Annotated in this window: 30 protein-coding genes; 19 read left to right on the top strand and 11 right to left on the bottom strand. The window is 65.1% G+C overall.

Features of this window, described 5'->3' with window-relative positions:
- Positions 1-19: 19 nt before the first annotated feature.
- From AB3N21_RS00825 to AB3N21_RS00845, 5 genes are read left to right on the top strand one after another with little or no spacing between them, the layout of a single operon-like run.
- Positions 20-1,210 (top strand): acyl-CoA dehydrogenase family protein, encoded by a 1,191-nt coding sequence (locus tag AB3N21_RS00825; protein ID WP_367933427.1) that lies wholly within the window; start codon positions 20-22, stop codon positions 1,208-1,210.
- 4 nt (positions 1,211-1,214) lie between these two features.
- Positions 1,215-2,342 (top strand): acyl-CoA dehydrogenase family protein, encoded by a 1,128-nt coding sequence (locus tag AB3N21_RS00830; RefSeq protein ID WP_367933428.1) that lies wholly within the window; start codon positions 1,215-1,217, stop codon positions 2,340-2,342.
- Positions 2,323-2,748, top strand: coding sequence for a PaaI family thioesterase (locus AB3N21_RS00835; RefSeq protein ID WP_367933429.1), 426 nt, complete (start codon positions 2,323-2,325; stop codon positions 2,746-2,748). The genes AB3N21_RS00830 and AB3N21_RS00835 overlap by 20 nt, the downstream gene beginning before the upstream one ends.
- Entirely contained in the window at positions 2,745-3,515 is a 771-nt protein-coding gene (locus tag AB3N21_RS00840; protein WP_367933430.1) for an oxepin-CoA hydrolase, alternative type, read from the top strand. The genes AB3N21_RS00835 and AB3N21_RS00840 overlap by 4 nt, the downstream gene beginning before the upstream one ends.
- Positions 3,516-3,539: 24 nt before the next feature.
- Positions 3,540-5,030, top strand: coding sequence for a class I adenylate-forming enzyme family protein (locus AB3N21_RS00845; protein WP_367933431.1), 1,491 nt, complete (start codon positions 3,540-3,542; stop codon positions 5,028-5,030).
- Between the two features lie 145 nt (positions 5,031-5,175).
- Here AB3N21_RS00845 and AB3N21_RS00850 read toward each other — a convergent pair whose 3' ends face one another.
- Together AB3N21_RS00850 and rpe are read right to left on the bottom strand one after the other, a co-directional pair.
- Positions 5,176-5,421 (bottom strand): hypothetical protein, encoded by a 246-nt coding sequence (locus AB3N21_RS00850; protein WP_367933432.1) that lies wholly within the window; start codon positions 5,419-5,421, stop codon positions 5,176-5,178.
- A 535-nt stretch (positions 5,422-5,956) separates the two neighbouring features.
- Positions 5,957-6,646, bottom strand: a complete 690-nt coding sequence (gene rpe, locus AB3N21_RS00855) for a ribulose-phosphate 3-epimerase (RefSeq protein WP_367933433.1) — start codon at positions 6,644-6,646, stop codon at positions 5,957-5,959.
- Positions 6,647-6,820: 174 nt separating this feature from the next.
- Between rpe and phnC the strand changes: the two genes are divergently transcribed.
- From phnC to AB3N21_RS00880, 5 genes are all read left to right on the top strand, one after another.
- Positions 6,821-7,624, top strand: coding sequence for a phosphonate ABC transporter ATP-binding protein (phnC, locus tag AB3N21_RS00860; protein WP_367933434.1), 804 nt, complete (start codon positions 6,821-6,823; stop codon positions 7,622-7,624).
- Between the two features lie 66 nt (positions 7,625-7,690).
- Positions 7,691-8,593 (top strand): phosphonate ABC transporter substrate-binding protein, encoded by a 903-nt coding sequence (phnD, locus tag AB3N21_RS00865; protein WP_367933435.1) that lies wholly within the window; start codon positions 7,691-7,693, stop codon positions 8,591-8,593.
- Positions 8,594-8,658: 65 nt separating this feature from the next.
- Positions 8,659-9,528, top strand: a complete 870-nt coding sequence (gene phnE, locus AB3N21_RS00870; protein WP_367933436.1) for a phosphonate ABC transporter, permease protein PhnE — start codon at positions 8,659-8,661, stop codon at positions 9,526-9,528.
- Entirely contained in the window at positions 9,525-10,892 is a 1,368-nt protein-coding gene (gene phnE / locus AB3N21_RS00875) for a phosphonate ABC transporter, permease protein PhnE (protein ID WP_367933437.1), read from the top strand. Before phnE (AB3N21_RS00870) ends, phnE (AB3N21_RS00875) begins: the two co-directional genes overlap by 4 nt.
- 21 nt (positions 10,893-10,913) lie before the next feature.
- Positions 10,914-11,528, top strand: a complete 615-nt coding sequence (locus AB3N21_RS00880; protein WP_367933438.1) for a chloramphenicol acetyltransferase — start codon at positions 10,914-10,916, stop codon at positions 11,526-11,528.
- A gap of 206 nt (positions 11,529-11,734) precedes the next feature.
- On the opposite strand, the gene phnF is transcribed toward AB3N21_RS00880, so the two are convergent.
- Positions 11,735-12,445, bottom strand: coding sequence for a phosphonate metabolism transcriptional regulator PhnF (gene phnF / locus AB3N21_RS00885; protein ID WP_367933439.1), 711 nt, complete (start codon positions 12,443-12,445; stop codon positions 11,735-11,737).
- Positions 12,446-12,548: 103 nt separating this feature from the next.
- Between phnF and phnG the strand changes: the two genes are divergently transcribed.
- From phnG to phnN, 8 genes are all read left to right on the top strand, one after another.
- Positions 12,549-13,007, top strand: a complete 459-nt coding sequence (gene phnG, locus AB3N21_RS00890) for a phosphonate C-P lyase system protein PhnG (protein ID WP_367933440.1) — start codon at positions 12,549-12,551, stop codon at positions 13,005-13,007.
- Positions 13,007-13,582, top strand: coding sequence for a phosphonate C-P lyase system protein PhnH (gene phnH / locus AB3N21_RS00895; RefSeq protein ID WP_367933441.1), 576 nt, complete (start codon positions 13,007-13,009; stop codon positions 13,580-13,582). The genes phnG and phnH overlap by 1 nt, the downstream gene beginning before the upstream one ends.
- Positions 13,583-13,585: 3 nt before the next feature.
- Positions 13,586-14,689, top strand: a complete 1,104-nt coding sequence (locus AB3N21_RS00900) for a carbon-phosphorus lyase complex subunit PhnI (RefSeq protein ID WP_367933442.1) — start codon at positions 13,586-13,588, stop codon at positions 14,687-14,689.
- 167 nt (positions 14,690-14,856) lie between these two features.
- Complete coding sequence (locus tag AB3N21_RS00905; protein WP_367933443.1) at positions 14,857-15,198, top strand: endonuclease domain-containing protein; 342 nt, start codon at positions 14,857-14,859, stop codon at positions 15,196-15,198.
- Complete coding sequence (locus AB3N21_RS00910) at positions 15,195-16,052, top strand: alpha-D-ribose 1-methylphosphonate 5-phosphate C-P-lyase PhnJ (RefSeq protein ID WP_367933444.1); 858 nt, start codon at positions 15,195-15,197, stop codon at positions 16,050-16,052. Before AB3N21_RS00905 ends, AB3N21_RS00910 begins: the two co-directional genes overlap by 4 nt.
- Complete coding sequence (gene phnK, locus AB3N21_RS00915) at positions 16,053-16,823, top strand: phosphonate C-P lyase system protein PhnK (RefSeq protein WP_367933445.1); 771 nt, start codon at positions 16,053-16,055, stop codon at positions 16,821-16,823.
- Positions 16,824-16,847: 24 nt separating this feature from the next.
- On the top strand, positions 16,848-17,531 hold the full coding sequence (phnL, locus tag AB3N21_RS00920) for a phosphonate C-P lyase system protein PhnL (protein ID WP_367933446.1): 684 nt from the start codon (positions 16,848-16,850) through the stop codon (positions 17,529-17,531).
- Positions 17,528-18,073 (top strand): phosphonate metabolism protein/1,5-bisphosphokinase (PRPP-forming) PhnN, encoded by a 546-nt coding sequence (phnN, locus tag AB3N21_RS00925; RefSeq protein ID WP_367933447.1) that lies wholly within the window; start codon positions 17,528-17,530, stop codon positions 18,071-18,073. Before phnL ends, phnN begins: the two co-directional genes overlap by 4 nt.
- Here phnN and AB3N21_RS00930 read toward each other — a convergent pair.
- Positions 18,055-18,738 carry a DUF1045 domain-containing protein gene (locus AB3N21_RS00930; RefSeq protein ID WP_367933448.1) on the bottom strand — a complete coding sequence of 228 codons (684 nt, stop codon included), beginning with the start codon at positions 18,736-18,738 and terminating at the stop codon, positions 18,055-18,057. The genes phnN and AB3N21_RS00930 overlap by 19 nt on opposite strands.
- Positions 18,739-18,791: 53 nt before the next feature.
- Here AB3N21_RS00930 and AB3N21_RS00935 point away from each other — a divergent pair, with 53 nt between their 5' ends.
- Positions 18,792-19,934: an alpha-D-ribose 1-methylphosphonate 5-triphosphate diphosphatase gene (locus tag AB3N21_RS00935; RefSeq protein ID WP_367933449.1), complete on the top strand. Its 1,143-nt coding sequence runs from the start codon at positions 18,792-18,794 to the stop codon at positions 19,932-19,934.
- A gap of 106 nt (positions 19,935-20,040) precedes the next feature.
- On the opposite strand, the gene AB3N21_RS00940 is transcribed toward AB3N21_RS00935, so the two are convergent.
- From AB3N21_RS00940 to AB3N21_RS00970, 7 genes are read right to left on the bottom strand one after another with little or no spacing between them, the layout of a single operon-like run.
- Positions 20,041-20,517 carry a class I SAM-dependent methyltransferase gene (locus AB3N21_RS00940; protein ID WP_367933450.1) on the bottom strand — a complete coding sequence of 159 codons (477 nt, stop codon included), beginning with the start codon at positions 20,515-20,517 and terminating at the stop codon, positions 20,041-20,043.
- Between the two features lie 18 nt (positions 20,518-20,535).
- A complete protein-coding gene (locus AB3N21_RS00945; protein WP_367933451.1) occupies positions 20,536-21,288 on the bottom strand; it encodes a polysaccharide deacetylase family protein in 753 nt (250 codons plus the stop codon).
- The gene (locus tag AB3N21_RS00950; protein WP_367933452.1) at positions 21,285-22,427 is read right to left on the bottom strand and encodes a glycosyltransferase family protein; all 1,143 of its coding nucleotides are present in this window, start codon (positions 22,425-22,427) and stop codon (positions 21,285-21,287) included. Before AB3N21_RS00950 ends, AB3N21_RS00945 begins: the two co-directional genes overlap by 4 nt.
- On the bottom strand, positions 22,424-23,005 hold the full coding sequence (locus AB3N21_RS00955; RefSeq protein ID WP_367933453.1) for a histidine phosphatase family protein: 582 nt from the start codon (positions 23,003-23,005) through the stop codon (positions 22,424-22,426). Before AB3N21_RS00955 ends, AB3N21_RS00950 begins: the two co-directional genes overlap by 4 nt.
- Positions 23,002-24,078 carry a glycosyltransferase family 4 protein gene (locus AB3N21_RS00960; protein ID WP_367933454.1) on the bottom strand — a complete coding sequence of 359 codons (1,077 nt, stop codon included), beginning with the start codon at positions 24,076-24,078 and terminating at the stop codon, positions 23,002-23,004. Before AB3N21_RS00960 ends, AB3N21_RS00955 begins: the two co-directional genes overlap by 4 nt.
- Complete coding sequence (locus AB3N21_RS00965) at positions 24,075-25,325, bottom strand: glycosyltransferase family 4 protein (protein WP_367933455.1); 1,251 nt, start codon at positions 25,323-25,325, stop codon at positions 24,075-24,077. Before AB3N21_RS00965 ends, AB3N21_RS00960 begins: the two co-directional genes overlap by 4 nt.
- Positions 25,322-26,536 carry a glycosyltransferase family protein gene (locus AB3N21_RS00970; RefSeq protein WP_367933456.1) on the bottom strand — a complete coding sequence of 405 codons (1,215 nt, stop codon included), beginning with the start codon at positions 26,534-26,536 and terminating at the stop codon, positions 25,322-25,324. The genes AB3N21_RS00965 and AB3N21_RS00970 overlap by 4 nt, the downstream gene beginning before the upstream one ends.
- Positions 26,537-26,554 lie beyond the last annotated feature (18 nt).

Genomic DNA, 26,554 nt, shown 5'->3' on the forward strand with positions numbered 1-26,554 from the left:
TTTGGGGAGGAGAGCAGGGATGGATCTGAGTTACACGGATGAGGAAAAGGCGTTTCGCGAGGAGGTGCGGGCATTTCTGGCGGAGAAACTGCCCAAGGAGGTCTCGGACAAGGTGCGGGCCGGGGTCAGCCTGGGCAAGGAAGGCCATGACGACTGGCACGCCACGCTGAACGAAAAGGGCTGGCTGGCCTTCAGCTGGCCGCGCGAATTTGGTGGCGCCGAGTGGAATGCGGTGCAACGGCATATATTCGAGGAGGAATGCGCGCTGGCCTATGCGCCGCGCATCGTGCCCTTTGGTCTGTCGATGCTGGGGCCGGTGCTGCAGAAATTCGGGTCGAAAGCGCAGCAGGACTATTTCCTGCCCCGTATCCTGAATGGCGCGCATTGGTGGTGTCAGGGTTATTCCGAGCCGGGGGCGGGGTCGGATCTGGCCTCGCTCAAGACGCGGGCGGTGCGGGATGGGGACCATTACGTGGTCAACGGGCAGAAGACCTGGACTACGCTAGGCCAGTACGCCAACTGGATCTTCTGTCTGGTGCGCACCGATCCGGAGGCCAAGCAGCAGGAGGGGATCTCGTTCCTGCTGATCGATATGGAGACGCCGGGGATCGAAGTGCGGCCCATCGTGCTGCTGGATGGTACGCCGGAAGTGAACGAGGTGTTTTTCGACAATGTTAGGGTGCCGGTCGAAAACCTTGTGGGGGAGGAAAACAAGGGCTGGACCTATGCCAAATACCTGCTGACCCATGAGCGGACCAATATTGCCGGGGTCGGGTTCAGTCAGGCGGGGCTGGATGCGGTCAAACGCATCGCGCGGATCGAAAGCGCGGGTGGCCGCCCGCTGATCGAGAACCCGCATTTCGCTGCCCGGCTGGCGCAGATCGAGATTGATCTGATGGCGATGGCGACGACCAATATGCGGATCGTCAGCCAAGCCTCTGCCGGACAGGCGCCGGGGGTGGAAAGCTCGATGCTGAAGGTGAAGGGCACGATCATCCGGCAGGAGATCAACGACCTGACCCGCCGGGCGGTGGGGCCTTATGCGATGCCCTTTGCCTCGGAGGCCATTGAGGGCGACAACGATCCCATCGGGCCGGACTATGCCGGGCCGGTGGCGGCGCAGTATTTCAACAATCGCAAGCTGTCGATCTTTGGTGGGTCGAACGAGATTCAGCGCGGGATCATCGCCAAGGTGAAGATGGGAGGGTAGGGGTATGGATTTCAACCTGACCGAAGAGCGGCGGATGTTGCAGGAGACGTTGCGGCGCTACCTGACCGACCGTTACACGACCGAGATGCGCAACGGGATCATCGACAGCGAGGCGGGGTTCAGTGCCGAGATTTGGACGGAGCTGGCCGAGCTGGGCGTGATCGGAGCGTTGTTTTCGGAAGGTGATGGCGGCTTTGGCGGTGCGGGCTTCGATATCGCCACGGTGTTCGGAGAGCTGGGCCGCGCCGGGGTGGTGGAGCCGTTTCTGGACACCGCCGTGCTGGGTGGCGGGCTGGTGGCGGCGCTGGGCGATGACGGGCAGAAGGCTCTGCTGGGTGATGTGATTGCCGGTGGTCTGCATCTGGCGCTGGCCCATGGCGAGCCCGCCAGCCGCTACGATCTGAGCCGGGTGGAGACCTCGATGCGCGGGGATGGCGGCGATGTGGTTCTGAATGGCCGCAAGGCGGTGGTGATCAATGCCGAGGCTGCCGGGTATCTGATCGTTTCGGCGCGAGAGAGTGGCGGGTTTTTTGATCTGGATGGTATTTCGCTGTTCCTTGTGCCTGTGGGGACCAAGGGCGTGACCCGGCGCGGCTATCCGATGCTGGCCGGTGGCCGTGCGGCGGAGGTGGTGCTGGACGAGGTGCGGTTGCCGGGGGCGGCGCGGCTGGGTGAAGCGGGCAAGGGTTTTGCCCCGCTCATGGATGCGGTGGCCGCGGCCAATGTGGCGCTGGCGGCCGAGACGGTGGGGGCGATGGAAAGCGCGGTGGAGCTGACTCGGGAGTACCTGATGACCCGCAAACAGTTCGGGCGGCCCATCGGGACGTTTCAGGCGCTGCAACACCGGTTTGCGGATCTGCTGATTGAGTTGGAACAGGCACGTTCGGCAGTGATCAATGCGGCGGGGCATCTTGAGGCGCGGGACCGTGATCGCCAGATCGCCGCCGCCCGCAACCTGATCGCACGGGCGGGCAGGCTGGTGGCCGAGGAGGCGATCCAGATGCACGGCGGTATTGCGATGACCCAGGAATACGAGCTGGCGCATATTGCCAAGCGCATCGTCATGGCCGATCACCGGTTTGGGGACGCGGATTATCATCTGGAGCGGTTCATTGCACTCAGCGCAGCATGAAGGGGCGCGCCCGAACGTCAGGCGCTCGGGCTGTCAGAACGCGGTCGGGTTCGAGATCGACCTGTCGGACCCGGAAGGCCACGCGCGATGCCATCTGCAGATCGGGCCGCAGCATCTGAACAGTCAGGAGGTCCTGCATGGCGGTATCATCGCGATGCTGCTGGACGTAGCCTGCGGCAACGCGGCCTCGGCCTGGTTCGACCGGGCGGAGCATCCGATGGTGCTGACCGTCTCGCTCAATACCAGTTACGTTGCGGCGGTGCGAGAGGGGATGGTGACGGCCACGGGGCGACCGGCGGGAGGTGGGCGCAAGCTGGTTCATGTCAACGGTGAGTTGCGTCAGGACGACGGCACTCTGGTTGCAACCGCGACAGGCGTGTTCAAGCGCCGGGCATTGGCGCCGTGACGCTGGCGCGGGTCGAGGATCTGGGCGACCGGCTGGTGGTCGTCAACAGGAACGCCGCCCGGCGCGGGGCGCTGTCTGCGGATCTATACGCGGCCATTCGCGAGGCGATGGAAAAGGCCGCCGAGCCGCGTATTCGGGCGGTGATCCTGACCGCCGAGGGCGGGTTCTTCTGCGCCGGGGGCGATCTGAACGTGCTGATCGAGCGCCGTGAGCTGACCGAGGCCGAGCGGCGGGACAGGGTGGATGATCTGCATGATCTGGTGCGTCTGATGCGGGCTTGCCCGGTGCCGGTGATTGCGGCGGTCGAAGGCGGTGCGGCAGGGGCCGGGGTGTCGCTGGCGCTGGCCTGCGATCTGCTGGTGGCCGCCGAGGGCGCGCTGTTCACGGCGGCTTATGTCAGGGCGGGGCTGGTGCCGGATGCGGGGCTGACCTTGGCTCTGGCCCGGATGGTGCCGCGTCAACTGGCGATGGAGATGTGTTTGCTGGCACTTCCCGTCTCCGCCGAGCGGATGGCGGAGCTGGGTGTGGTCAATGCCGTGGTTCCGGCGGGCGCGGTGGATGCGGCGGCACACGCGCTGGCCGATGAACTGGCCAGGGGGCCGCGTGGCGCGCAGGGCGTGATCCGGGGGCTGGTGGCGCAGGCCTATGAGGCACCCGAGGCCCGGCAGCTTGATGCCGAGCGCGACGCCATGGCCCGCGCGGCAGGTGGTGACGAAGCTGCCGAGGGGATTGCGGCCTTTCTGGAGAAGCGGCCAACGAAGTTCTGAAGCGCCGAGAGGAGGGGCCCGACGATGGAGAAATGGCACGACTACCCGGATGCGCAGATCGCCGCGCGCCCAGATGCGCCGGCCTTTTCCGACGATGGAGGTGCCGACTGGACCTATGCGCAGCTTGGGGCGGCCATCGCGGCGCTTGAGGCAGAGCTGCACGCGGCAGGGGCCCGCCCTGGCGACCGCGTCATGATCCTGACCGAGAATTGCTGCGCGGCCATTGCCGCGCTGTTCGCCTGTTCCCGGATTGGGGCCTGCGCGTTGCCCGTCAACGCGCGCCAGACTGACACGGAGTTGCAGCGGATCGTGGATCATGCGCATCCTGTTGCCGTCCTGTTCACCTCAGCCGCTTCACCCGACGCGTTGGCCCATGCCGGGCGGTTTGCGGCCCGGGAGGTGTCCGGTGCCTTCGGCAGGATGCATCTGGCCACGCCCTTCCCCAGCGATCCCGATCCGGAATTGCAGGACGTGGCGGTGATGCTCTTCACCACCGGCACCACCGGAACGCCCAAGGGGGTGATGCTGACCCATGGCAATTTGCGCTTTGGCGGGCGCACGTCGGCGGAACTGAGGGGGATGGTGGTGGACGACGTAATCTATGGCGTGCTGCCGATCACCCATGTCTTCGGTCTGGCCTCGGTGGTGACGGCGGCGACCTATGTAGGCGCGCCGGTGCGGCTTGAGGCCCGGTTCACGGCGGCCCGGACCTATCGCGCGCTGACCTCGGGCGTGACCCTGTTCTCGGCGGTGCCGCAGATGCATGCGCTGCTGATGCAGTACACGAAAGAGCAGGGATACGACCGTCTGCCCGGCGGCACGCTGCGCTATACCTCCTCGGGGGCGGCTCCGCTGGATCCGGCGTGGAAGCGCAAGGCCGAGGCGTTTTATGGGGTTGCCCTGCAGAACGGCTATGGCCTGACCGAAAGCACCGCCGGGGTCTGCGCGTCGCGCAACGGGATCGGCGATCCCGACATCTCGGTCGGCCCGCCGCTGCCCGGCGTGGAGGTGAAGCTGGACGAAACGGTGGCCGGGGGTGGCAAGGGTGTTGGCGAGGTGCTGACCCGGGGCCCCCATGTGATGAAGGGCTATTACCACAACCCCGAGGCCACGGCGGCCGCGCTGCAGGATGGCTGGCTGCGGACCGGTGATCTGGGGTATTTTGACGGTAGGGGCCATTTGCACATCGCCGGGCGCTGCAAGGAGCTGATCATCCATGGCGGGTTCAGCGTCTACCCGCCCGAAGTGGAGGCGGCGCTGAACGACCACCCGCAGGTTATCCAGTCGGCGGTCGTGGGGCAGATGGTGGCCGGAGACGAAAAGGTGGTGGCTTTCGTGCAGGTCGCGGAAGGGGACGCGCCCTCAGCGGAAGAGCTGCGCGTCTTTGCCGCCAAACGGCTGGCGGGCTACAAGCGCCCGAGCCGGATCGTCGTTGCCACGGACTTGCCTGCGGCGCCCACCGGCAAGATCCTCAAGCACAGGCTCCTGGATGTCTTCGCGGATCGGCTGGACTGAGCCCGAACTGTTAATTTGATTTTGTACTGTGCGCGCACGCAGTACAGAAATTGCTGCGCTGTGCGTCGGCAATGATGGACGCGGCAGATAAAAAGAAACGCCCCCGAAGGAGCGTTTCCGATTTGCTGTGCCAAAGCACCCGCGATTACCTGCGGGGCGGTGGATAGCTCAGATCATCCGGCGAGACGACATCGTACCCCATCGACGCCCCGAACGCAGCCGAGGCCGAACCCGGCCAGGCAATCCATTTCACGTCGTAGAAGAGCTTGTCCGGATCGAAATTCAGAACCGGTACATCATCGTCATCATCCGATGACGACGCACTGAAGGTGACATCGCCGTCGATGATGAACTGGCCATGCAGCTTGGTATCGCCTTTGATCTTACTCATTTTCATCGGAACAAAATATTCCTGTGGCATCGTGTAATTTCCTTTCGCTGAAAAGTCGCAGCCCTTAAAATATAGTTGGGCGAGCAGAGTGTAAGGGCAGAGGGGTCGGCGCGACCAGTCAGGGAAACCATACCTGCATTGGTTGTGTCTCAGGTTTTGTGGGAATTGTAGGGTGGGTGAAACCCACGCATTGCCAGCAAAGGCTCGCGGCTCTGTTGTCTGACCTGACTGCGGAGAAGTTACAGTCGCGGTGAGGCTATAAATCGACGCTTGCGAACGACCAGTTCGGTGACATGCTCTGCGTTGCACCAAATTGTGTGCCGCGCCTGCGAACGGATTCTGCGACAGCGAAGACATTAAACGAATGACGGCAAAGTCCGCTTAGCCGACGTCAGGTCAGAACTTCTTGACGCTTGGGTCACAATTGGCTGACTCACCGCGCCTGTGGCGCGGTGCCGGGCCCAACGGGAGGAGATGTCCCGCGAGGGAGATCAACGACGGGCGGGAGCGCTCTGGCCTCCTGCAAACCTTTGGATCAGGCCCACACGCCCTCGGCGGCGGCTCGGATCGAGCGGATGTTTTCGCCGTAGGCGCTGGGGTTGGAGACCGAGCCGCCGCGAAACACGGCGGAGCCCGCCACCAGCACGTCCGCGCCGGCCTGTGCCACCAGCGGGGCGGTGTTGGGATCGACGCCGCCGTCGATCTCGATATGCACCGGGCGGTCGCCGATCATCTCGCGCACCCGGCGGATCTTGGCGGTCATGTCGATGAATTTCTGTCCGCCGAAGCCGGGGTTCACTGTCATCACGCAGATCAGGTCGGTCAGGTCCAGCAGATGGGCCACCGCCTCGGCCGGAGTGCCGGGGTTCAGCGCTACGCCGGCCTTCATTCCTGCTGCACGGGTCGCCTGCAATGTGCGGTGGATATGCGGGCCCGCCTCGACATGCGCCGTCAGCACGTCCGCACCGGCATCGGCGTAGGCGTCGATATAGGGATCGACCGGCGCGATCATCAGATGCACGTCCATCACCGTCTTCACATGCGGGCGGAACGCTTTGACCGCCATCGGGCCGAACGTCAGGTTCGGCACGAAATGCCCGTCCATCACGTCCACATGGACCCAGTCGGCCCCCTGCGCCTCGATGGCCTGAATCTCCTGGCCGAAATTGGCGAAATCGGCGGACAGGATCGACGGGGCGATCTTGATCTTGCGGTCAAAGCTCATGGGCAGCCTCATGCATGAGAGAGAGTCGGGTGCGCATATACCCGCGATCCGGGCCGAAGGGTAGTGTCCGGCGGCGGAGATCGACGAGGGGCGTTACAAAACTTTCACCGCGCTGACACATGAGGTTTGAGTCGGTGTCTTAGGCCACCGCCCAACAAGACCGGGGGGTGGCACGTGCTGCGCATCGACAGACTGACGAAGCGGTTCGGCGAGAACGTGGCGGTGAATGCTGCGACGCTGGACGTGGACAAGCCCTGCATGATCGGGATCATCGGCCGGTCGGGGGCGGGCAAATCGACGCTCTTGCGGATGATCAACCGGCTGACCGATGCCTCGGAGGGGCACATCCTCTTTGAGGATCGCGATGTGACGCAGTTGAAAGGTCGCGAGAAACGCGCGTGGCAGGCAGACTGCGCGATGATCTTTCAGCAGTTCAATCTGGTGCCGCGCATGGATGTGGTTTCGAATGTGCTGCATGGCACGCTCAACCGGCGCTCGACGCTGGCGACCGTGTTCAACCTGTTCCCGATGGCGGATATCCACCGCGCGATCGACATCCTCGACCGTCTGGGCATTGCCGAACACGCGCCCAAACGCGCCGAGGCGCTGTCCGGCGGTCAACAGCAGCGTGTCGCCATAGCGCGCGCCCTGATGCAGGACCCCAGGATCATTCTGGCGGATGAGCCCATCGCCTCGCTCGACCCGATGAACGCGCAGGTGGTGATGCAGACCCTGCGCCGCATCCATGAAGAGGACGGCCGCACCGTCATTGCCAACCTGCATACGCTGGATACCGCGCGGCGCTATTGCGACCGGGTGGTGGGTATGCGGGATGGGCGCATCGTGTTCGACGGCCTGCCCGAGCAACTGACCACCGGCGTCGCGCGCGAGATCTATGGCGCCGATTCCAACTTCTCAGAGGCCGCGACCTCGACCGAGATCGACAGGCTCGACGCGCCCGTCCCGGAAACCGTCTGAGCCAACCCCCGCCTTTCATCGCCCGGCCCGGTGAGAGGCCAGGGCAACCAAACCGGAGAGAGACAGATGAAGAAACTGATTGCAGCCCTTGTGGCCACAACCGCCTTGGCAGGCCCCGCCATGGCCGAAGAGATCACGGAATTCCGCATCGGAATCTTGGGCGGTGAAAACGCTCAGGACCGTCTGAACAACAACGAGTGCCTGCGCCAGTACACCGAGGAAACACTGGGGGTCGAGACCAAGCTATTCGCGCCTGCCGACTATAACGGCGTGATCCAGGGGCTGCTGGGCGGCACCATCGACATGGCGTGGCTGGGCGCCTCGGGCTATGCCAAGACCTATCTGAGCGATCCCGAAGCGGTCGAGCCGGTTCTGGTCAAGGTGAACACCGATGGCGGATACGGTTATTACTCGATCGGTTTTGCCCGCAAGGACAGCGGCATCACCTCGCTGGCGGACATGAAGGGCAAGCGCTTTGGTTTTGGCGATCCGAACTCGACCAGTGGCTATCTGATCCCCTCCATCGAGATCCCGCAGGCCACCGGCGCCGGCATGGAGCCGGGCAAGTATTTCGGGGACGTGAAATTCACCGGCGGGCACGAGCAGACCATCGTTGCGGTGAACAATGGCGATGTGGATGGCGGCGTGACCTGGGCCGATGGCCTGGGTGAGTGGGAAGACGGGTTCAACTCGGGCGCCCTGCGCCGCGCGGTGGATGCCGGTCTGGTCGACATGAACGATCTGGTGATGATCTGGCGGTCCAAGCCGATCCCCGAAGGCCCGGTGGTGCTGCGCACCGCGCTGCCCGGGGACGTCAAGGAGAAGATGACCGCCCTGATGGCCGGGCTGGCCGAGAAGGACCGCGAGTGTTTCTACGGTGTCGCGGCAGGCGAGGCCAAGGCGTTCGAGCCGATCACCCATGAGGCCTATGAGATCATCATCGAGGCCCGCAAGCTGAAGTCGAACTGAGGCCTGCGCTGCAATTTGCAGGGTCCGGCCTGAGCGCCGGGCTCTGTCCTTCCCGGGAGCATTCCATGACAGACCTGACCGCGGGCGCCGCGAGCCTCGCCCAAATCCGCGAGGACTATACCGCGCTCACACGGCGCAAGCGGATCTATGGCGGTATCCTCCTGATCCTGTTCGTGGCCCTGATGGCGGCGGGGTTCCGCACCGCGGACGCGCGCAATGCGGGCAGTTTCGCCGATGGCTGGCGGCGTATCCTCGATTACCCCTCCGAGGTGCTGGCCGAGGCCTGGGCCGAGATCGGCCAGTTGCCCGCGCATCTGGTGCATTTTCTGCCGGCGCTGATCGAGACGCTGAACATCGCCGCCGCCTCGACCCTGATCGGTCTGATCGCGGGCACGTTCCTGGCCCTGAAGTCCACGCGGGGCATGGCGATGTGGCCCGCGCTGATCCCGCTGTTTCGCCGCATCTCGGATATCTGCCGGGCGATCCCCGAGATCGTCATTGCGCTGGCGCTGATCTTCGTTCTGGGCGGCGGCCCGGTCCCGGCCATGATCGCAATCGCCATTCACACGGCAGGCGCGCTGGGCAAGCTGTTTTCCGAAGTGAACGAGAACGCCTCGCTGAAACCGGTTGAGGGGCTGCAATCCGTCGGCGCCAACTGGTCGCAGCGCATGTATCTGGGGGTGATCCCGCAGGTGGGCCCGAACTATGTCAGCTATGCGCTGCTGCGGTTCGAGATCAATATCCGCGCCTCGGCCATCCTCGGCTTCGTCGGTGCGGGCGGCATCGGGTATGAGCTGCGCAATGCCATGTCCTGGGGGCAGGGGCGTTACGATGAGGTTGCTGCGATCTTCATCCTGCTTTTCGTCACCATTGTCGTGGTGGACCAGATATCGGGCCACCTGCGTGATCGTCTGACCCATGGAGCGAAGGCATGAGCAGTTTTGCAACCGACCTGTCCACCGATGCGCTGAAGCTGGGGGCCGGGCGTCTGTTCGCCCGCAAGCGGCTGCTGAATTTTGGCCTGCCCGCGCTGGTGCTGATCTATCTGATCTATATCTTCTTCGCCTTCGATGTGCCGGGGCTGCATGGTGGCGCAAGCTGGAAGAACGGCAGGACGCTGGTCTCCGACAGCTACAGCTACAAGACCCATGTGACCCGGGACAATCGTTCGGGCGCGGTCTCGGTGGCCATCGAGGGCGAGCGCAAGGGCGCGTATCCCGAGGGTATGTCGCCAGATTGGGTGGCGCTGGGGGACACCACCGTTGTCGATCTGGAAGACGGTTATGTGGTGCGGTTCGGTCCCAAGACCGTGGAGTATGACATTCCCGGCTATGGCACCGTGCGTGCCACGCCCAGCCGGTCGGCAGGCGTGCAGGCCGAGTTGCCGCCGGGTGCGGTGCCCGAGTGGATCAATGTCTCGAAAAACCGGCTGGCGATCACCACTGACGCGGGCCGCCTGACCGTCACCCGCAACCGGGCGGAAGTGTTCCGCTACTTCGCGGGGTGGGAGCTGTTCTGGTTCACCCTCGACAGCCCCTATCACGGCAAATCCCTGCCCGAATTGGCGCGTCTGGCCGCGACCGGCGAGGGCGGGGCGATCTGGCACGACTTCTGGAACAACGCCATGTGGCGCCACAAGGATGTGGTCTGGGCGATTTTCGAGACCATCCTGATGGCCTTTCTCGGCACATTGGGCGCCGGGATCGTGGCGCTGCCGCTGGCGTTCCTTGCCACCCGCAACTTCAACCCGCTTCGGCCGGTGCGGTTCGCCATGCGCCGGGTGTTCGACTTCGTGCGCGGGGTCGATGCGCTGATCTGGACCGTGGTGCTGGCGCGTGCCTTCGGTCCCGGCCCGCTGACCGGGGCTCTGGCGATCCTGATCACCGATACCGGCACCTTCGGTAAGATCTTCTCGGAAGCGTTGGAGAATGTGGACCAGAAGCAGATCGAAGGGGTGCAGTCCACCGGCGCCAATGCGCCGCAGCGCTATCGCTTTGGGGTGATCCCGCAGATCACGCCGGTGCTGCTTAGCCAGTTGCTGTATTTTCTGGAATCCAACACCCGCAGCGCCACTATCATCGGCGCGATCACCGGGGGCGGGATTGGGTTGCTGCTGACGCAGGCGATCATCACACAGAAGGATTGGGAAGAGGTCGCCTATTACATCGTACTCATCATCCTGATGGTGATGCTGATGGACTGGTTCTCGGGCTGGTTGCGCAGGCGGTTGATCCGGGGTGAGGGTCGGGCACGGCGCAGGCCGCGCGATCCGAAGGCCAGGCCGTTCCTGTTGCCGTAATCGAGTTTGAGGACAGAGCCCATGGCGCGCCTGCGGTCCGACCAGCCGTTCATCCACCCCGATTGTCAGATCACCGACAGTTCCTTTGGCGAATATGTCGAGATCGGTGCGGGCAGCCGGATCGCCAACACCGTGTTCGGAGACTATTCCTATTGCGACCGGACCTGCGACATCGCCAATGCGCATATCGGTAAGTTCGCCAATATCGCCAGCTTCACCCGGATCGGGGCAACGGATCACCCGATGGAGAAAGCCTCGCTGCACCATTTCCATTACCGGTCTGCGGATTATTGGGACGACGCGGAGCATGATACCGACTGGTTCGCACATCGGGCCGGTCGGACGGCGTATGTGGGCCACGACACCTGGATCGGCCACGCGGCGATCATCAAGCCCGAGGTCACCATCGGCCATGGCGCTGTGGTGGCGTCGGGCGCCATCGTGACCCGGGACGTGGCTCCTTACACGATTGTCGCTGGGGTGACCGCAAAGCCGATCCGCCGGCGGTTTTCTGAAGGCACCGCCGAGCGTATGATGGCGCTGGCCTGGTGGGATTGGGACAATGTCCGTTTGCGTGCGGCCTTACCGGATTTCCGCTCGATGCGGGCTGAAAAGCTCCTCGAAAAATACGAGTGACGGAACTCGCATACCGTGCGGAGGGTCACAATGATCAACCCGGTGGGGCTCCCGCGCCCGCAGGATCATCGGCTGTGCCGATGATCCCTGGCGGCTTTGGGCCTGGCACCGCGCTTTGCGCGGTGCCAGGCCCAACTGGCTGAGGTCTCCGTAAGGAGGCCGAAGGCAGGAGGGAGCACTTCTGGTCCGGGAACGGGCCCTGAGGATCAGTTGTCGGTGAGGGTCAGGGTCACCCGCTCGCCTGCGAACCAGGTACGACCATATTCCACCGGCCTGCCGTCGGGATCGGCGTTGATGCCGACCGAATGCAGCACCGGTGCCCCTTCGGAGAGGCGCAGGTGCAGGGCCTGGGTGACGCTGGCCTGACGGGCAGTCAGGCGGGTCGAGATGCGGGTGTAGTCGGCGACGCCGTTCATTCGCAGCGCTTTCGTCACCGATTGGGTCTCGGTCAGCGCGGTGAGCAGGTCGGGAAAGCGGGCGGCGGGGAATACGCTTTGGAACACGGCGATGGGTTGGCCATCGGCCAGGGACAGGCCGTCATAGACATGAATCGGGTCGCCTGGGTGCAGCTCCAGCGCTTCGGCCTCAGTTTCATCCGCCGCGCGGGTCGTTAGCGACAGGATCTTCTTGCCCGGGATCTTGCCGCTGGCCGAGATGTTCTGGTGATAGCGCACCCGCTTGCCGATCGGGTATTCCGTCGGTCGTGCCGCCACGAACACCCCCGCTCCGCGCCGGGCATGGACCAGCCCCTGTTCCGCCATCTCGGCCAGCGCCCGCCGCACCGTGTGGCGGTTCACCCCGTGGGTTGCGGACAATTGCGCCTCGGTCGGCAGGCGGTCTCCGGTGCCATAGCGACCCTCGGCGATGTCGGAGGTCAGGCTGAGCGCGATGCTTTTCCAGACGGGTGTGCGGCTCATGTCATCAAAACTTCACGGGCGGGAGGATTGCGCGATTGCCTTGGGAGGCGTATGATTTGTCTAGTTGTATAGTTCATGTAGGCAACCGGGCCAAGAGGCTTTCATGGCAAACGAGACGGAAATCGACGCTGAGACGCGCAGAGGGTGGATGAGCCTGCTGGCCAAGGCCCCCGAAAGCGCGTTGATGGCGTTGTGGGGGAAAGTGGCGGAACGCCCCGCCTTTGAGTGGCTGCGCGCGCCCGAGGTGGGTGGCGTGATGGTGCGAGGCCGTATGGGCGGCACCGGCGGGGCCTTCAATCTGGGCGAGATGACGGTGACGCGCTGTTCGCTGGTGCTGGCGGACGGGACTGTCGGGCATGGCTATGTGCAGGGGCGGTCCAAATCCAAGGTCGAGGCCGCGGCGCTGATTGACGCGCTGATGCAGACCGGAGCGGCGGCTTCCGTGCGAGCCGTGGTGCTGGACCCGCTGGCCGAGCAGATGCGTGCGGCCAAGGCGGCGCGGGCGGCCAAGGCCGCGGCCACCAAGGTCGAGTTCTTCACCATGGTGCGGGGAGAGGATTGATGAGCGCGCAAACCCTGTTCTCTGGCGGGTTCGGCAATGCGCCTCTGGATGCGGCGCATGCCTTCCGTGCTGCGATGACGGTGATGGCGCGGCCCGGAGAGATTCGCGAACTGACCGGGGCCGAACCTCCGGCGCCTTTGTCGGTGGCGGCCGGAACGCTGCTGCTGACCCTTTGTGACCCGGAGACCGGCATTCATCTGGCTGGTGAGGCCGACACGGCAGAGGTGCGGCAATGGCTGGCCTTCCACACCGGGGCGCCGCTTGTGACCGCTGCCGAGGCCGATTTTGCGGTTGGCCGCTGGCAGGCGCTGGCGCCGCTCGATACCTATCGCATGGGCACGCCGGAATACCCCGACCGCTCCGCCACGCTGATCGTGGAATGCGATGCGCTGGCACAATCGGGCGCGGTGCTGCGCGGCCCCGGTATCAGGGAACGCGCCCGCCTGTCTGTGCCGGACGTTCCGGCGATGCAGGCCAATGCGGCGCTTTATCCGCTGGGGTGCGATTTCTTCCTGACCAGCGGCGCGCAGGTCGCGGCGCTGCCGCGCAGCACGCAAGTCATGGCGGAGGTTTGAGCAATGTATGTTGCAGTCAAAGGCGGTGAGACCGCCATTGAAAACGCTCACGCCTGGTTGGCCGAGGAGCGGCGTGGGGATACCGATGTCGCGGAACTCAGTCTGGCCCAGATCCGAGAGCAGCTCAGTCTGGCGGTCAACCGGGTGATGGCCGAGGGCTCGCTTTACGACCCGGATCTTGCCGCGCTGGCGATCAAGCAGGCACGGGGCGATCTGATCGAGGCGATCTTTCTGATCCGAGCCTACCGCACCACGCTGCCGCGATTTGGCTATACGCAGCCCGTCGAGACTGGTCAGATGGCCTGCGACCGCCGCATCTCGGCCACCTTCAAGGACGCGCCGGGTGGGCAGGTGCTGGGGCCGACCTTCGACTACACTCACCGGCTGCTGGACTTCAAACTGGCCGCCGAGGGTGAGGTGCCGCGTGCTGCAACCGCTGAACCGCGTGACGAGCGGACGCCGCATATCACCGAGTTTCTGCAGGGCGAGGATATCATTCAGCGCGAGCACGAGAGCGATGCACTCCCCGGCGACCTCTCGCGCGAACCGATGGAGTTTCCGTCAAACCGGCCGCTTCGCCTGCAGTCGCTGACGCGCGGGGATGAGGGGTTTGTCCTCGGCATGGCTTACTCGACCCAGCGCGGTTATGCGCGCAACCATGCCTTTGTGGGCGAGTTGCGGATCGGCAAGGTCGCGGTCGAGATGGAGGTCCCGGAACTGGGCTTTGCCATCGAGATCGGTGAGATCGAACTGACCGAATGCGAGACGGTGAACCAGTTCAAGGGGTCAAAGACTGAGCCGCCGCAATTCACCCGGGGATACGGGCTGGTCTTTGGCCAGTCCGAGCGGAAATCCATCGCCATGGCGCTGGTGGACCGGGCGCTGCGCTGGGAGGAACTGGGCGAGGACAATCTGGGTGCCCCGGCGCAGGATGAGGAGTTTGTCCTGAGCCACGCGGACAACATTCAGGCGACCGGGTTTCTCGAACATATCAAGCTGCCGCATTACGTGGATTTCCAGTCCGAGCTGGAACTGGTGCGCAAGTTGCGGCGTGAAGCCGAGGCGCGGGTGGCGAGTGGTGCCGATGTTCCGGAGGCGGCGGAATGACCGCGATGTTGCAGCCCCTCACCCTGACCCTCTCCCCCGACGGGAGAGGGGACGGCCTTGGCCGGCGGCGGCGCGGGTTAACGGACCGTTCACCATGTGGGGCGCAGGTTTGGCCGCATGCGACATTCCCTCTCCCCTCGGGGGAGAGGGTCAGGGTGAGGGGGAATATGCGCCAGAACACATTGCAGACGGCTAGGGCCCGGCAATTGCGCCAGGATCAGACCGAAGCTGAGAAACGATTGTGGTTTGCGTTGCGGGCGCGGCAGTTTCGGGGTCTGAAATTCCGCCGTCAGGTTCCGATCGGCCCTTACATCGTGGATTTTCTCTGCGCTGAGCGAACGCTGGTGGTCGAGGCGGATGGCGGGCAGCATGCGGATGCCCTGACCGACCAGCGCCGCGATCAGTGGCTTGAGGGGCAGGGGTTTCGTGTTCTGCGATTTTCGAACTCCGACATCCTGACCAACCTGCCGGGCGTGTTGGCCCGGCTCTCAGAAGAGATCGAGAGATGAGCGAGTACAACTTCGCCTATTTGGACGAACAGACCAAGCGGATGATCCGCCGGGCCATCCTCAAGGGGCTTGCGGTGCCGGGCTATCAGGTGCCGTTTGCCAGCCGCGAGATGCCGATGCCTTACGGTTGGGGCACCGGCGGGGTGCAGGTGTCGGCGGCAACACTGACGCCTGACGATACGTTCAAGGTGATCGACCAGGGGGCCGATGACACCACCAACGCGGTGTCGATCCGCAAGTTCTTTGAGAACACAGCCCGCGTGGCCACGACCGAAGAGACTGAAAAGGCCACGGTGATACAAACCCGCCACCGCATCCCCGAGGCGCCGCTGACCGAGGAGCAGATCCTCGTCTATCAGGTGCCGATCCCCGAGCCGTTGCGCTTTCTGGAGCCGCGCGAGACCGAGACCCGCAAGATGCACGCCCTTGAGGAAAACGGGCTGATGCATGTGAAGCTCTACGAGGATATCAGCCAGCACGGTGCGATCTCGACCGCATATGCCTATCCGGTGCGGGTGGCGGACCGGTATGTGATGGACCCGTCGCCGATCCCGAAATTCGACAACCCGAAGATGGAGATGGCCGCCATCCAGTTGTTCGGTGCCGGGCGCGAGCAGCGGATCTATGCCGTGCCGCCCTACACCAAGGTGGTCAGTCTGGATTTCGAGGACCATCCGTTCGAGCCCACCAAGGCTGATCATCCCTGTGATCTGTGTGCCGCTGAGGACAGCTATCTGGACGAGGTAATCATGGATGACGCCGGTAACCGGATGTTTGTGTGCTCGGACACCGATTACTGCCGGTCGCGCCGCGAGGCGGGGCATGTGGGCCGCATGGGCCGGGAGGATGCATAGATGACGCCGTTGTTGCAGGTGAAGGGCATCAAAAAGTGCTATGGCGCGCGGATGGGCTGCGCGGATGTGAGCTTTGATCTCTATCCCGGTGAGGTGATGGGGATTGTGGGCGAGAGTGGCTCGGGCAAGTCGACGCTGCTCAACTGTCTGGCAGGGCATTTGGAGCCAGATGCGGGGCAGGTGGTCTTTGATACCCGTGCTGACGGGCCGGTGGATACCATTACGATGTCCGAGCCCGAACGCCGGATGCTGGGCCGCACCGATTGGGCCTTTGTGCATCAGCATGCCCGCGACGGGCTGCGCATGTCGGTGAGTGCGGGCGGCAATATCGGTGAGCGGCTGATGGCCGTCGGCGGTCGCCACTATGGGCATATCCGGGAACGAGCTCTGGACTGGCTGGGCCGGGTCGAGATCGACGCGACCCGCGTCGATGACCGCCCCACCGCCTTTTCCGGCGGCATGCAGCAGCGGTTGCAGATCGCGCGCAATCTGGTGACCGGGCCGCGGCTGGTGTTCATGGATGAGCCGACGGGGGGCCTGGATGTCTCGGTTCAGGCGCGGCTGCTGGACCTGCTGCGCGGGCTGGTGCGTGAGATGGGGCTGAGCGCCATCATCGTGACCCATGATCTGGCGGTGGTGCGGTTGCTCGCCGACCGGCTGATGGTGATGAAGGATGGCCGCGTGGTCGAGGCCGGTCTGACCGATCAGGTGCTGGACGATCCGCAGCATGCCTATACGCAGTTGCTTGTGTCGAGCGTTCTGCAGGTTTGAGTATTTTTGAAAAGATGAAATGCGATGATTGAGCTGACCGATGTGAGCAAGAGCTTTACCCTGCACAATCAGGGCGGTGCCGTGATCCCGGTGATGGAGGGTGCTGCGCTAGCGGTGGGGCCGGGGGAGTGCGTGGCGCTGACCGGGGCCTCGGGTGCTGGGAAATCTACGCTGATGCGGGTGATCTACGGCAATTATCTGGCCGCCTCGGGGCGGGTGCTTGTGGGCGGGCTGGATGTGGCACGGGCCGAGCCGCGCGAGATTCTGGCGCTGCGGCGCGAGGTCCTGGGTTATGTCAGCCAGTTCCTGAGGGTGGTGCCTCGGGTGGCAACGCTGGATGTAGTGGCCGAGCCGTTGCTGGCGGTGGGGGTCGAGAGACAGGCGGCGCGGGACAAGGCCGCCGGGTTGCTGGTGCGGCTGAACATCCCGGAACGATTGTGGTCGTTGAGCCCGACGACATTCTCGGGCGGTGAGCAGCAGCGAGTGAACATCGCGCGCGGGTTTGCACATGACTATCCGGCGATGCTGCTGGATGAGCCGACGGCGAGCCTGGATGCGCAGAACCGGGAAATCGTATTGTCCCTGATCGAAGAGGCCAAGGCGCGCGGGGCGGCCATTGTCGGTATCTTCCACGACGTCGAGGCGCGGGCCCGCGTCTGTGATCGTGAGGTGGATGTGTCCCGTTTTGCGCCCGGAGTGGCGGCGTGACGCGCGCACCGGTCATCGCGGTGGTCGGCCCCTCGGGTGTCGGCAAGGACAGCGTCATTGATGCGCTGGTGGCGCGGGCGCCAGGCATCCACCGGATGTGCCGGGTGATCACCCGGCCCGAAGGCGCAGGCGGCGAAGACTTTGCCCGAGTCTCAGAGGCTGAGTTCGATCGGATGGAAGGTGCCGGAGCGTTCGTGCTGAGCTGGTCGGCGCATGGGTTGCGTTATGGCGTGCCGGTTGAGATCGAGATGCGGCGTCAGGAGGCGCAAGCGGTTGTGGTCAACCTGTCGCGCAGGGTTCTGTTGCGGGCGCAGGATGTGTTCGGCTCACTGATCGTCATATCCCTGACGGCCGCGCCCGAGGTTCTGGCGCAGCGGCTGGCGGCGCGCGGGCGGGAGGATGCGGCCGGGCGCGCCCGACGTCTGGCCCGGGCCGCACCTCTGCCTGAGGGGCTCGCCCGTGTCATCGAGACTGACAATTCCGGCCCGTTGGATGCGACGGTCGCGGTGATCCTCGACCGGCTTCAGCTGGAAAGGGCGTAGCGATGAATCAGGTGAAACCGCCCGTCTTCGGCCTCGCCCATCAGCGCCAGATCGGCGATGGTGAACGGCTGCGGCAGCATCGGTGCAAGCCGGGTCTCCAGCGCCGTTTGCACCTGCGCCAGCGTGGGTTTGTCCAGCCGCCCGGTGAGGGTGATGTGAAAGCGGAAGTCATCCATCACGTAAGGGTAGCCCCATTGCGAGAGGTTCTGCTCCTGCGCCGGGGTGAGCCCCGAGGCGCGGCGGCGCGCGAGTTCGGTGTCGGAGGCGGGGGCGCGAAAGCCGTCGAGTTCGCGCACGCTGGCGGCGGCGAGAGCGTTCAGCCCGCTGGTGTCACCCAGTGGACGCAGCGCGAGGAACCGGCCCAGACGGGCGATTTTCAGCCCCGCAAGTGTGACCGGCGCGCACGTGGCAGCGAGCGCCGCGCAGGCATCTTGCAGGGGGGGCAGGCTTTGCCCCTCGGCCAGACGGAACGGCGGCTTCAACGTGCCGTGCAGCCCGTATTTGCGCGGCGTGGCCGTGATGGCCGGGACGTCGAGGCGGTCCACCTGCGGATGCGCGATCTCGGTTCCCGTGTCCATGTCCCAGCCCAGCCAGGCGGCTCCGAACCGGGCCCAGTCCGCATCGGCGGGCGGAGCGTAGTAGATCGCGTATCGCGTGAATGTCACATTGGCCTCCTGCGTCGTGGCCCATCCCATAGCTCAAACCACGTGAAGTTCAGATGACAGAAGAGTTGATCCTTGCCAATGCCACGCTTGTTCTGCCCGGTGAAACCGTCACTGGCAGTGTCCGGATCGTGGGTGAGGCCATCACCGAAATGGATCAGGGCAGCGCGGTTCCGGCGGGGGCGGTGGATTGCGGCGGGGATTATGTTGCCCCGGGCCTGATCGAGCTGCACACCGACAATCTGGAGCGCCATATCATGCCGCGCCCGCGTGTGGACTGGCCCCATGCCGCCGCCATCATCGCCCATGATGCGGAGCTGGCCAGCACCGGCATTACCACCGTGTTCGATGCGATGCGGGTGGGATCGGTGACCCGCAAGGAGAGCAGCTATGGCAAATACGCCCGCCGGCTGGCCAGCGAATTGCTGGAATTGCGGGATGCGGATGCGCTGAAGATCTCGCATTTCCTGCATCTGCGCGCCGAGGTCTGCTCGGATACGCTGGTCGAGGAACTGGATGAGTTCGGGGCCGAGGATCGCGTGGGTCTGGTTTCGCTGATGGATCACACGCCGGGCCAGCGCCAGTTCCGCGACATGGCCAAGCTTGAGGCTTATGTGCGGGGCAAGCACGGGATGAGCGATGACCAGTTCCTGCAGCATGTCGCCCATCTCAAGGCGCTGCGCGATGAATATGGCACGGTGCATGAGGTCGAGGCGGTCAGGGCCGCGCGCCGGTTCGGGGCGGTGCTGGCGAGCCACGACGACACGACGCGCGATCAGGTGCAGGTGTCGGCGGGTCACGGCATTCGGCTGGCTGAATTCCCGACGACGGTCGAGGCGGCGCAGGCCTGTCACGCGCATGGCATTCAGGTGATGATGGGGGCGCCCAATCTGATCCGGGGTGGGTCGCATTCCGGCAATGTGGCCGCGCAGGAACTGGCCGAGATGGACTTGCTCGATATCGTGTCGTCGGATTACGTACCCTCGGCGCTGCTGCTGTCGGCGGCGCGGCTGGGCGAGATCTGGGGCGATGTGGCACGCGGGATGAGGACCGTGACGCAGGCCCCGGCGCAGGCGGTGGGGCTTGAGGATCGGGGGGAGATTCGCATCGGAGCGCGCGCCGATCTGATCCGGTTCCGGATGCGGGCGGGTGTTCCGGCGCTGCGGGCCGTCTGGTCGCGGGGGCAGCGCGTTTCATGAGCCATGTGGCAGGCCAAGCCGCTTGCAAGCGGCTTAAGCGGTTTGAAAACCGCTTCAAGGCGTTTGCGAACGCCTTGTCACCGCGCGCGGCGAAGGCGGCGCGTAATCAGGCCCGGTAGAACAGGTAGCGGTCGGGCGCGATGGTGTCGGGTCCGGCGATCTGTTCAAACCCCACCAGCGGCTGGCCCGAGATCAGCAGGCCACTGGGCACCATCACGCGCGCGATCAGCGGGCTGAGCCGGGCCGCCTCGGCCACATCATCCGCCTTGATCCCCATGCCGAAATCGTAATGCGCCATCGCGATCTGGTGGCTGCCGTCGGCCAGCCTCTCCAGCATCGGTTCGGCCTCGCCCCGCAGGAAGTCCTCATCGGGCGGCACGCAGGACGGGTGGCATTGCAGCACCCGGTCCATCACCCAGATGCGGCGGTCGGGCAGGACCTCGCGCAGGTGGTCATAGGTGCGCCCGTTGCCCAGCCCCATGTCCAGCACATCACCCTCAAGCCCCGAGATCAACCCCGCTGCCCAGTTCAGGCCGTCCCGTTGGGCGGTCAGGCGGCGCAGCATGGAATCCAGTCGGCTCATCGGAACATCCTTTGCGGTTCAGTTTGCGGGCGCGGTCCAGACGCGGACGGGGCTGGCCATCAGACGGGTGACCAGCGCCTCGGTAAAGGTCCAGATGTCTTGATCATGGACAAGATGATGGGTCAACAGGCCGAGCGGCTCATCGTTGTCGGCCCGGCCCGCGCGCCGGTCCTGTAACAGGGTGACCAACTGGCCGATCAGGATATCCGGGACCACCAGCCCCCGGGTCCCGCGCCAGTCGATCGGGTCGAGATGCGTGTTCACCTGTTCCAACCCCGGTGCGGCCTGTGCCGCCATGCGGGGCGTGGCGGTCGACAAGACCCGGAAGCCGAGGCCGGGCAGGCCGGACACGGTCTCGGGCGCGATCCGATTCCAGGGCGGTACGAACATCGGACGCAGCGTGGCGCCGAAGAGACTGCGTAGCCGGTCCATCCCGGTTTCGGCATCGGTCAGAACCTGTTCCAGTGGACGGTGCAGCCGGAACTCGGCCTTTTTCTCATCCTTCGGGGCGTGGTTTTTGTGCGCCCAGCCATGCACCACGGGGATCAGGTGCGGGTGGGTGGCGATGTAATCCGCCAGTGCCTCCTCCGCCGGTTTGGGGACCACGGCCAGGTGCACCGGTAGGCCCAGCCGCTGCGACAGCTCGGACAGCCGGATCAGATGTGGGGTCGGAGCGGTTGCGTCGTCGTCCCGCCACCACAGGGGCAGGGTCAGGCCCTTGTCTTGCCAGATTGCAAGTTCACGATCCAGCGGGCTCCAGTCCGGTGTCATCGGCGGGCCTCCAGCAAGGTTTCGGCGATGGCGACGGAGCGGGCCGCGCCGTCGAAATTCAGGTCCGGCCCGGTGCGTGGGCCTGCGGCAATGGCGCGTTCGATCGCCTTCGCTAGTGCGTCCGGAGACAGATCGTCGCTCTTAAGCACCTCGATAGCGGGCAGTCGTGCAAGGCTTTGGGCGCGCAATCCCTGTTCCACTTCCTTGCCGTCATCGAAGGGGATCAGGACCGCCGGGATACCGCTCTGCAGCAGATCAAGCGTGGTATTGTAGCCGCACATGCTGACCGAGGCGGCGGCATGATTCAGCATTTGCCGGAAGTCGGCACGGGCTGGTTCGATCTCGACTGGCGCATCGCTGACATGAGCGCGCAGTTCGGCAATGCGCGCATTCGCGTCCCGCCCGCCCACCAACAGGCGCCAGCGCCTGTTGGTGATCTTACGGGCGGCCTCGATGGTCGCGCGGAAGATGGGCGCGCCAACCGATCCGCCGCCCGCACTGACCAGAACCTCGCCGTCTCCGGCCTGCGACGGGTGCGGTTCGGCGGGGGGCGGGGCGACGTAGCCGGTGTAGTGCAGCCTTTGTGCCAGAGCCTCGGACACGGGCCAACTGGTCTCCAGCTTTGTGCTGTGCGGGTCGGAATGGACCAGAACGCCGTCATAGAAACCGGTGACCATTGCTTCGGTTTGCTCAACCCGGGACGGCTTCGAGGGTGGAGCCAGGATGTCGCGGATCGAGCTGAGAATGACGGGGCGCGGGGTAAGTTCATGTGCTGCTTGCAACAGGGCCTGGAACTCGCGGGCCAGAACTCTGCGGCCAAAGGGATAGAGTTCGGTGATCAGAACATCCGGCGCGAATTGTGTGATTGCAGCTTGCAGCGCCGTGATCCGTGCGTGCAGGTAAGCCTCATCCGCCACCTCACTGCTTTCGGTCAGCAAGCGCGAGAAAACGGTGCCGTCCGAGCGCAGCGGTGGCAGCCCGAGCAGATCGAGACCGTCATTGTTCAGCTGCGGTGCGGGCATGCCGCCCGAGACCAGCAGCACCGCATGGCCCGCATTCCGGAACGCGCGACCCAGCGTCAGTGCCCGGCTCAGATGGCCGGTGCCGAGCAGATGGGTGACGGCGATCATGATCTTCACGGCGCGTCTCCCGTCAGCAGGCGTACCGGTTCAGGTTCGGGGCGCATCCCGTTGAGGTCAACGATGTAGAGCCGGTTGCGCTTGATGCGGAACGGGGCCGGGCCGTCGAAATCCCATCCCCAGGCCTTGGCCAGAATTACCCGCATGATGCCGATATGGCAGACGGCGACGCTATCCCGCTCGATTCGGTTCAGCCATGCCGCCACGCGTTGCCACAGCTCTGCCGGGGTCTCACCGCCGGGCGGGAGGAACTCCCAACTCCAGTCTTCGATATGGCGATAGCCGCTTTCCGGGTCGGCGATGAGGTCAATGCCGCGCTGGCCTTCCCAAGCGCCCCAGTTCATCTCGGTCAGTTCCGGCGCCAGTTGCGGCTCTCGGCCCGCCACCAGCGCGGCGGTTTCGCGTGCGCGGGCCAACGGGCTGGACCAGAGATCGGCAGCGTCCCATGGGGGTGGCAGGTGGTACCCGGCCAGTTCGGCACGGGCGGTGTTGTCCAGCGGGATGTCGCTGCGGCCCTGTATCCGCCCGGCGCGGTTCCATTCGGTGTGGCCGTGGCGCAGCAGGGCGAGGCGGCTCACGCGGTGTCCTCCAGAAGCGGTGAAACCGCGGACCAGAAGGTTCGGGTGGCTGATGGGTTCAGGTGGTGTGCCTCGATATGCGCGCGCGCTGCGGTGCCCCGGGTGCGGTGCAGGTTGGGGTCGTTGCGTAGGGCGTCGATGACATGGGCCAGGGCGGCGGGACCACCCTCGGGCGTAGGATAGCTTCCCGGCGCCAGAACGTCGCGCACGCCGGGGCGGTCCTGTGCCACCACGGGCAGGCCGGCGGCCTGTGCCTCAAGATAGACCATGCCATAGGCTTCGTTCACGCCGGGCCAGAGGAACAGAGAGGCCCTTTGATAGGCGGCCTGCATCGCGTCACGGTCCAACTGGCCAAGAAACCGGATCTTGTCGCCATAGGGTGCCATCAGCGCCTCGACCTGATTGCGGGCGGGGCCGTCTCCGGCGATGTCTAGTTTCCAGTCTCCGTCGAGATGGGCCAGCGCCTCGGCGATGATCCGGTAGGACCTGAGCTTGTCCCCCGCACGCATCATCCCCGCCGTTAGCATGGGGCCCGCACAATCCGAGGCGGCGGGCAGGGTCGTTGTGGGCAGAAAAGGCGGCATATGCACCAGCGCCTGCGACCCGAACCGTTCCCGCTTGAGCGTGATCAGGTCGTTGGCGGTGAAATAGAAGATCACCTGCGCCGCGTCGCAGGCCTGATGCGCGGCTTCGGCAAATCCGGCCCAGGGCCCGGTCAGGCGGCTGGTGGCGCGGGTGCTTTCCAATTGGATGTAGGGAATGTTCCGGGCGCGGCAGACCTGCGGGCCCAGCAGGTCGGGGGCTTTGTAATAGTTGTGATAGGTCACCCAGAGCCCCGTATCAGCGGGTAGAGTTTCGATCAGCCGCTGCGCCTCGGCCTGAGCGGCGGCGCGCAGGCGGGACTGTAGATCGGCATCCCCGGTCTTGTCGTAGGTCCGGAACTCCGAGACCAGATCGACCTGCGCCCCCTCGGCGGCGATGGCGGTCATCAGGTTGCGGGCCATTTCACGGTCCCCCGAGGGCACCGTACTGTGCGGAGATTTCATCGGCGCGTAAAAGGCGATGCGGGTCATGACGATCCGTCCGCGCAGAGCGCGTGGAGCCGTTGGGACAGTTGTGCGATGCCCGGGGCCATGCCGAACTCCGACACCAATCTGTCGCGGGCAGCTTGCGCCATTCTGGCAGTCGTGCCGGGGGCGTTTGCGATGTCTTGGATGGCTTGTGCCAGCGCTTTCGGCGCGTCCTCGGACAGGGTGCCGTGGGTGCCGTTTTCGATGAATTCGGGGATGGCCGAGACCGGGGTGGAGAGGATCGGCAGGAGCTGTGAGGCGGCCTCCATCAGCACGTTCGGCAGCCCGTCGCGGTCGCCATCCGCCGCTACCCGGCTGGGCAGGACGAACAGGTCCGACTGTCGCATCGCCTCGACCACCTCGGGCTGATCGCAGGCGCCGCGCCATGTGATGCGGTGGGCGATACCGGCGGTCTCGGCCTGCGCCTGCAACCGCTCGCGGGAGCCGCCGCCGCCGATATGGGTCCAGTACCAGTCGAGCTCAGCAGGCAGCAGGGCGAAGGCGGCGATCAGCCGGTCGAAGCCCTTCTTCTCGACCAGCCGTCCCACCGAAAGCATGTGCAGCGGATCGCCCTCCGCCCGTAGCGTCCGATCAGGCGGGGGAGGGAAGCGGGACAGGTCGAGGCCATGGTAGATCAGGTCGATCCGGGTCGGATCATCGGTCAATTCGCGGAGGTGCTGCGCGCCAAAGGCGGTGCAGGTGGCGCCGAAGGTGGCGCCGTGGGTTTCGGCTTGCAGCTTCTCGCGTTTTTCCCACTCCGGCGAGGTCCAGATATCCTTGGCATGGGCCGAAAAGCTCCATGGCAGGTCGCGCATGATCGCGGCGTAGCGGGCGACCGAGGATGGGGTGTGCATGAAATGGGCGTAGAGCCCCTCGGCCCCTTCGGGGAGTTCGGCGGCCAGCACGCAGGCCTGCCCGAAGCGGCGGATGCGGTTATGGGTGCGGTCGCGGGCCAGATCGGCGCGCCAGACGGTGTAGGCTTCGGCATAGCCAGGCAGCCGCTGGGCGATGGCGCGGGCGTGCCAGATGCGCTGTGGCTCCTGATAGAGATATTCCGGCAGGTAATGCACCTGCGCGTGCAGCCGGTCATGCAGGGGGTGGCGTTTGGTGTCGGTGGGGTGGCGCAGGGACCAGATGTCGAAGCGGTGCCCGGCCTCTTCCAGCGCCACAAGCTCTTGCGCGATGAACGTCTCGGACAGGCGTGGCCATCCCTTGACCAGCACCGCCAGATTGGCCGTGCCTTGTGTCATCCCACCGCCCGTTCCTGTGCCCCGCCCAAAAGCGCGCTGATCCGCGCGGTGACATAGTCCAGTCCGTTTAGCAGGCCGCTGGTCATCGCCTGCGACGGCAACGGCTGGTGCGGCAAGGCGCGGATCGCCTGGATCATCGCATCCGCCGACAGCCCGTCGCGGGTTTCGTCCAGCATCCGGACCAGCCCCAGATCCTCGGCGCGCGAGGCGCGAATCCATTGTTCGAGGCGAGGCACCATGCGCGGCACGATGACCGCGCGTTTGTCGAAGGAGAGAACCTCGCAAAAGGTGTTGTAGCCGCCCATGCAGACAACGCCCGCCGCACCGGCAAAGAGCGTTTCGATCTGCGATTCAAAGCCCACCGCGGTGACCCGTCCGCCCAGAGCGGCGACGCGGGTTTCGAACTCGGCGCGCAGATCGCCCGACAGGAACGGGCCATAGACCAGCACGGCGCGGGGTTGCAGATCAGGGTCCTTTTCGTAGGCCGAGAGAACCTGATTGACCATCGCCTTGCCGTCGCCGCCACCCCCGGGTGTGATCAGGATATAGGGCTGTTCCGGTGGCTCGCCGATTGGGCCGAGATCGCGTCGCAGATAACCGGTCCAGTGCATCCGGGCCTGGGTCTGCGCGTTCAGCGGCAGGCCCGAGGTCGGGTCGTAGATCGAGCGCAGACCGTAGACCCAGATCTCGTGATAGAACCGCTCGGTCGCCGCGATTGCCTCTTTGCGGGCCCATTCGGCGGCCAACACTTCGGGTTCGTCCAGCACGTCGCGCAAGCCCAGAACCAGTTTGGCCTGCCCCTGCTGTTCCAGCATTTCGAGCGAGGGCAGCAACTCACCACGAAAGCCGGTGGGTTCCTTGTCGACGATCAGAACATCCGGATTGTATTGCTCGACCGCGGTGCGGATCAGGCTCGAGCGCAGCTCGGTCACCTCTTCGATCCCCATGCCGATGGTGCGTGCGGCATAGGATCCGTCAGCCCGTTTGGTCACACCGGGCAGGCGCACGTGGTCGACGCGGCGGGGAAAGGTGAACCGGCCCGCAACCGGCGATCCGGTCAGGATCAGGGCCGAAGCAGTTGGATCGGCTTCGGTAATGGCCGCCGCCAGCGCGCGTGAGCGCCGCAGATGCCCCAGCCCGAACGTGTCGTGGCTGTAGAACATGATACGCGGCGTGCGGCCGGAGGGGGTTGCGGTACTGTGTCGGCTCATGCCTGTGCCCGTGGTTTC

The sequence above is a fragment of the Ruegeria sp. genome, from assembly GCF_040830605.1.
Classification (GTDB): Bacteria; Pseudomonadota; Alphaproteobacteria; order Rhodobacterales; family Rhodobacteraceae; genus Ruegeria.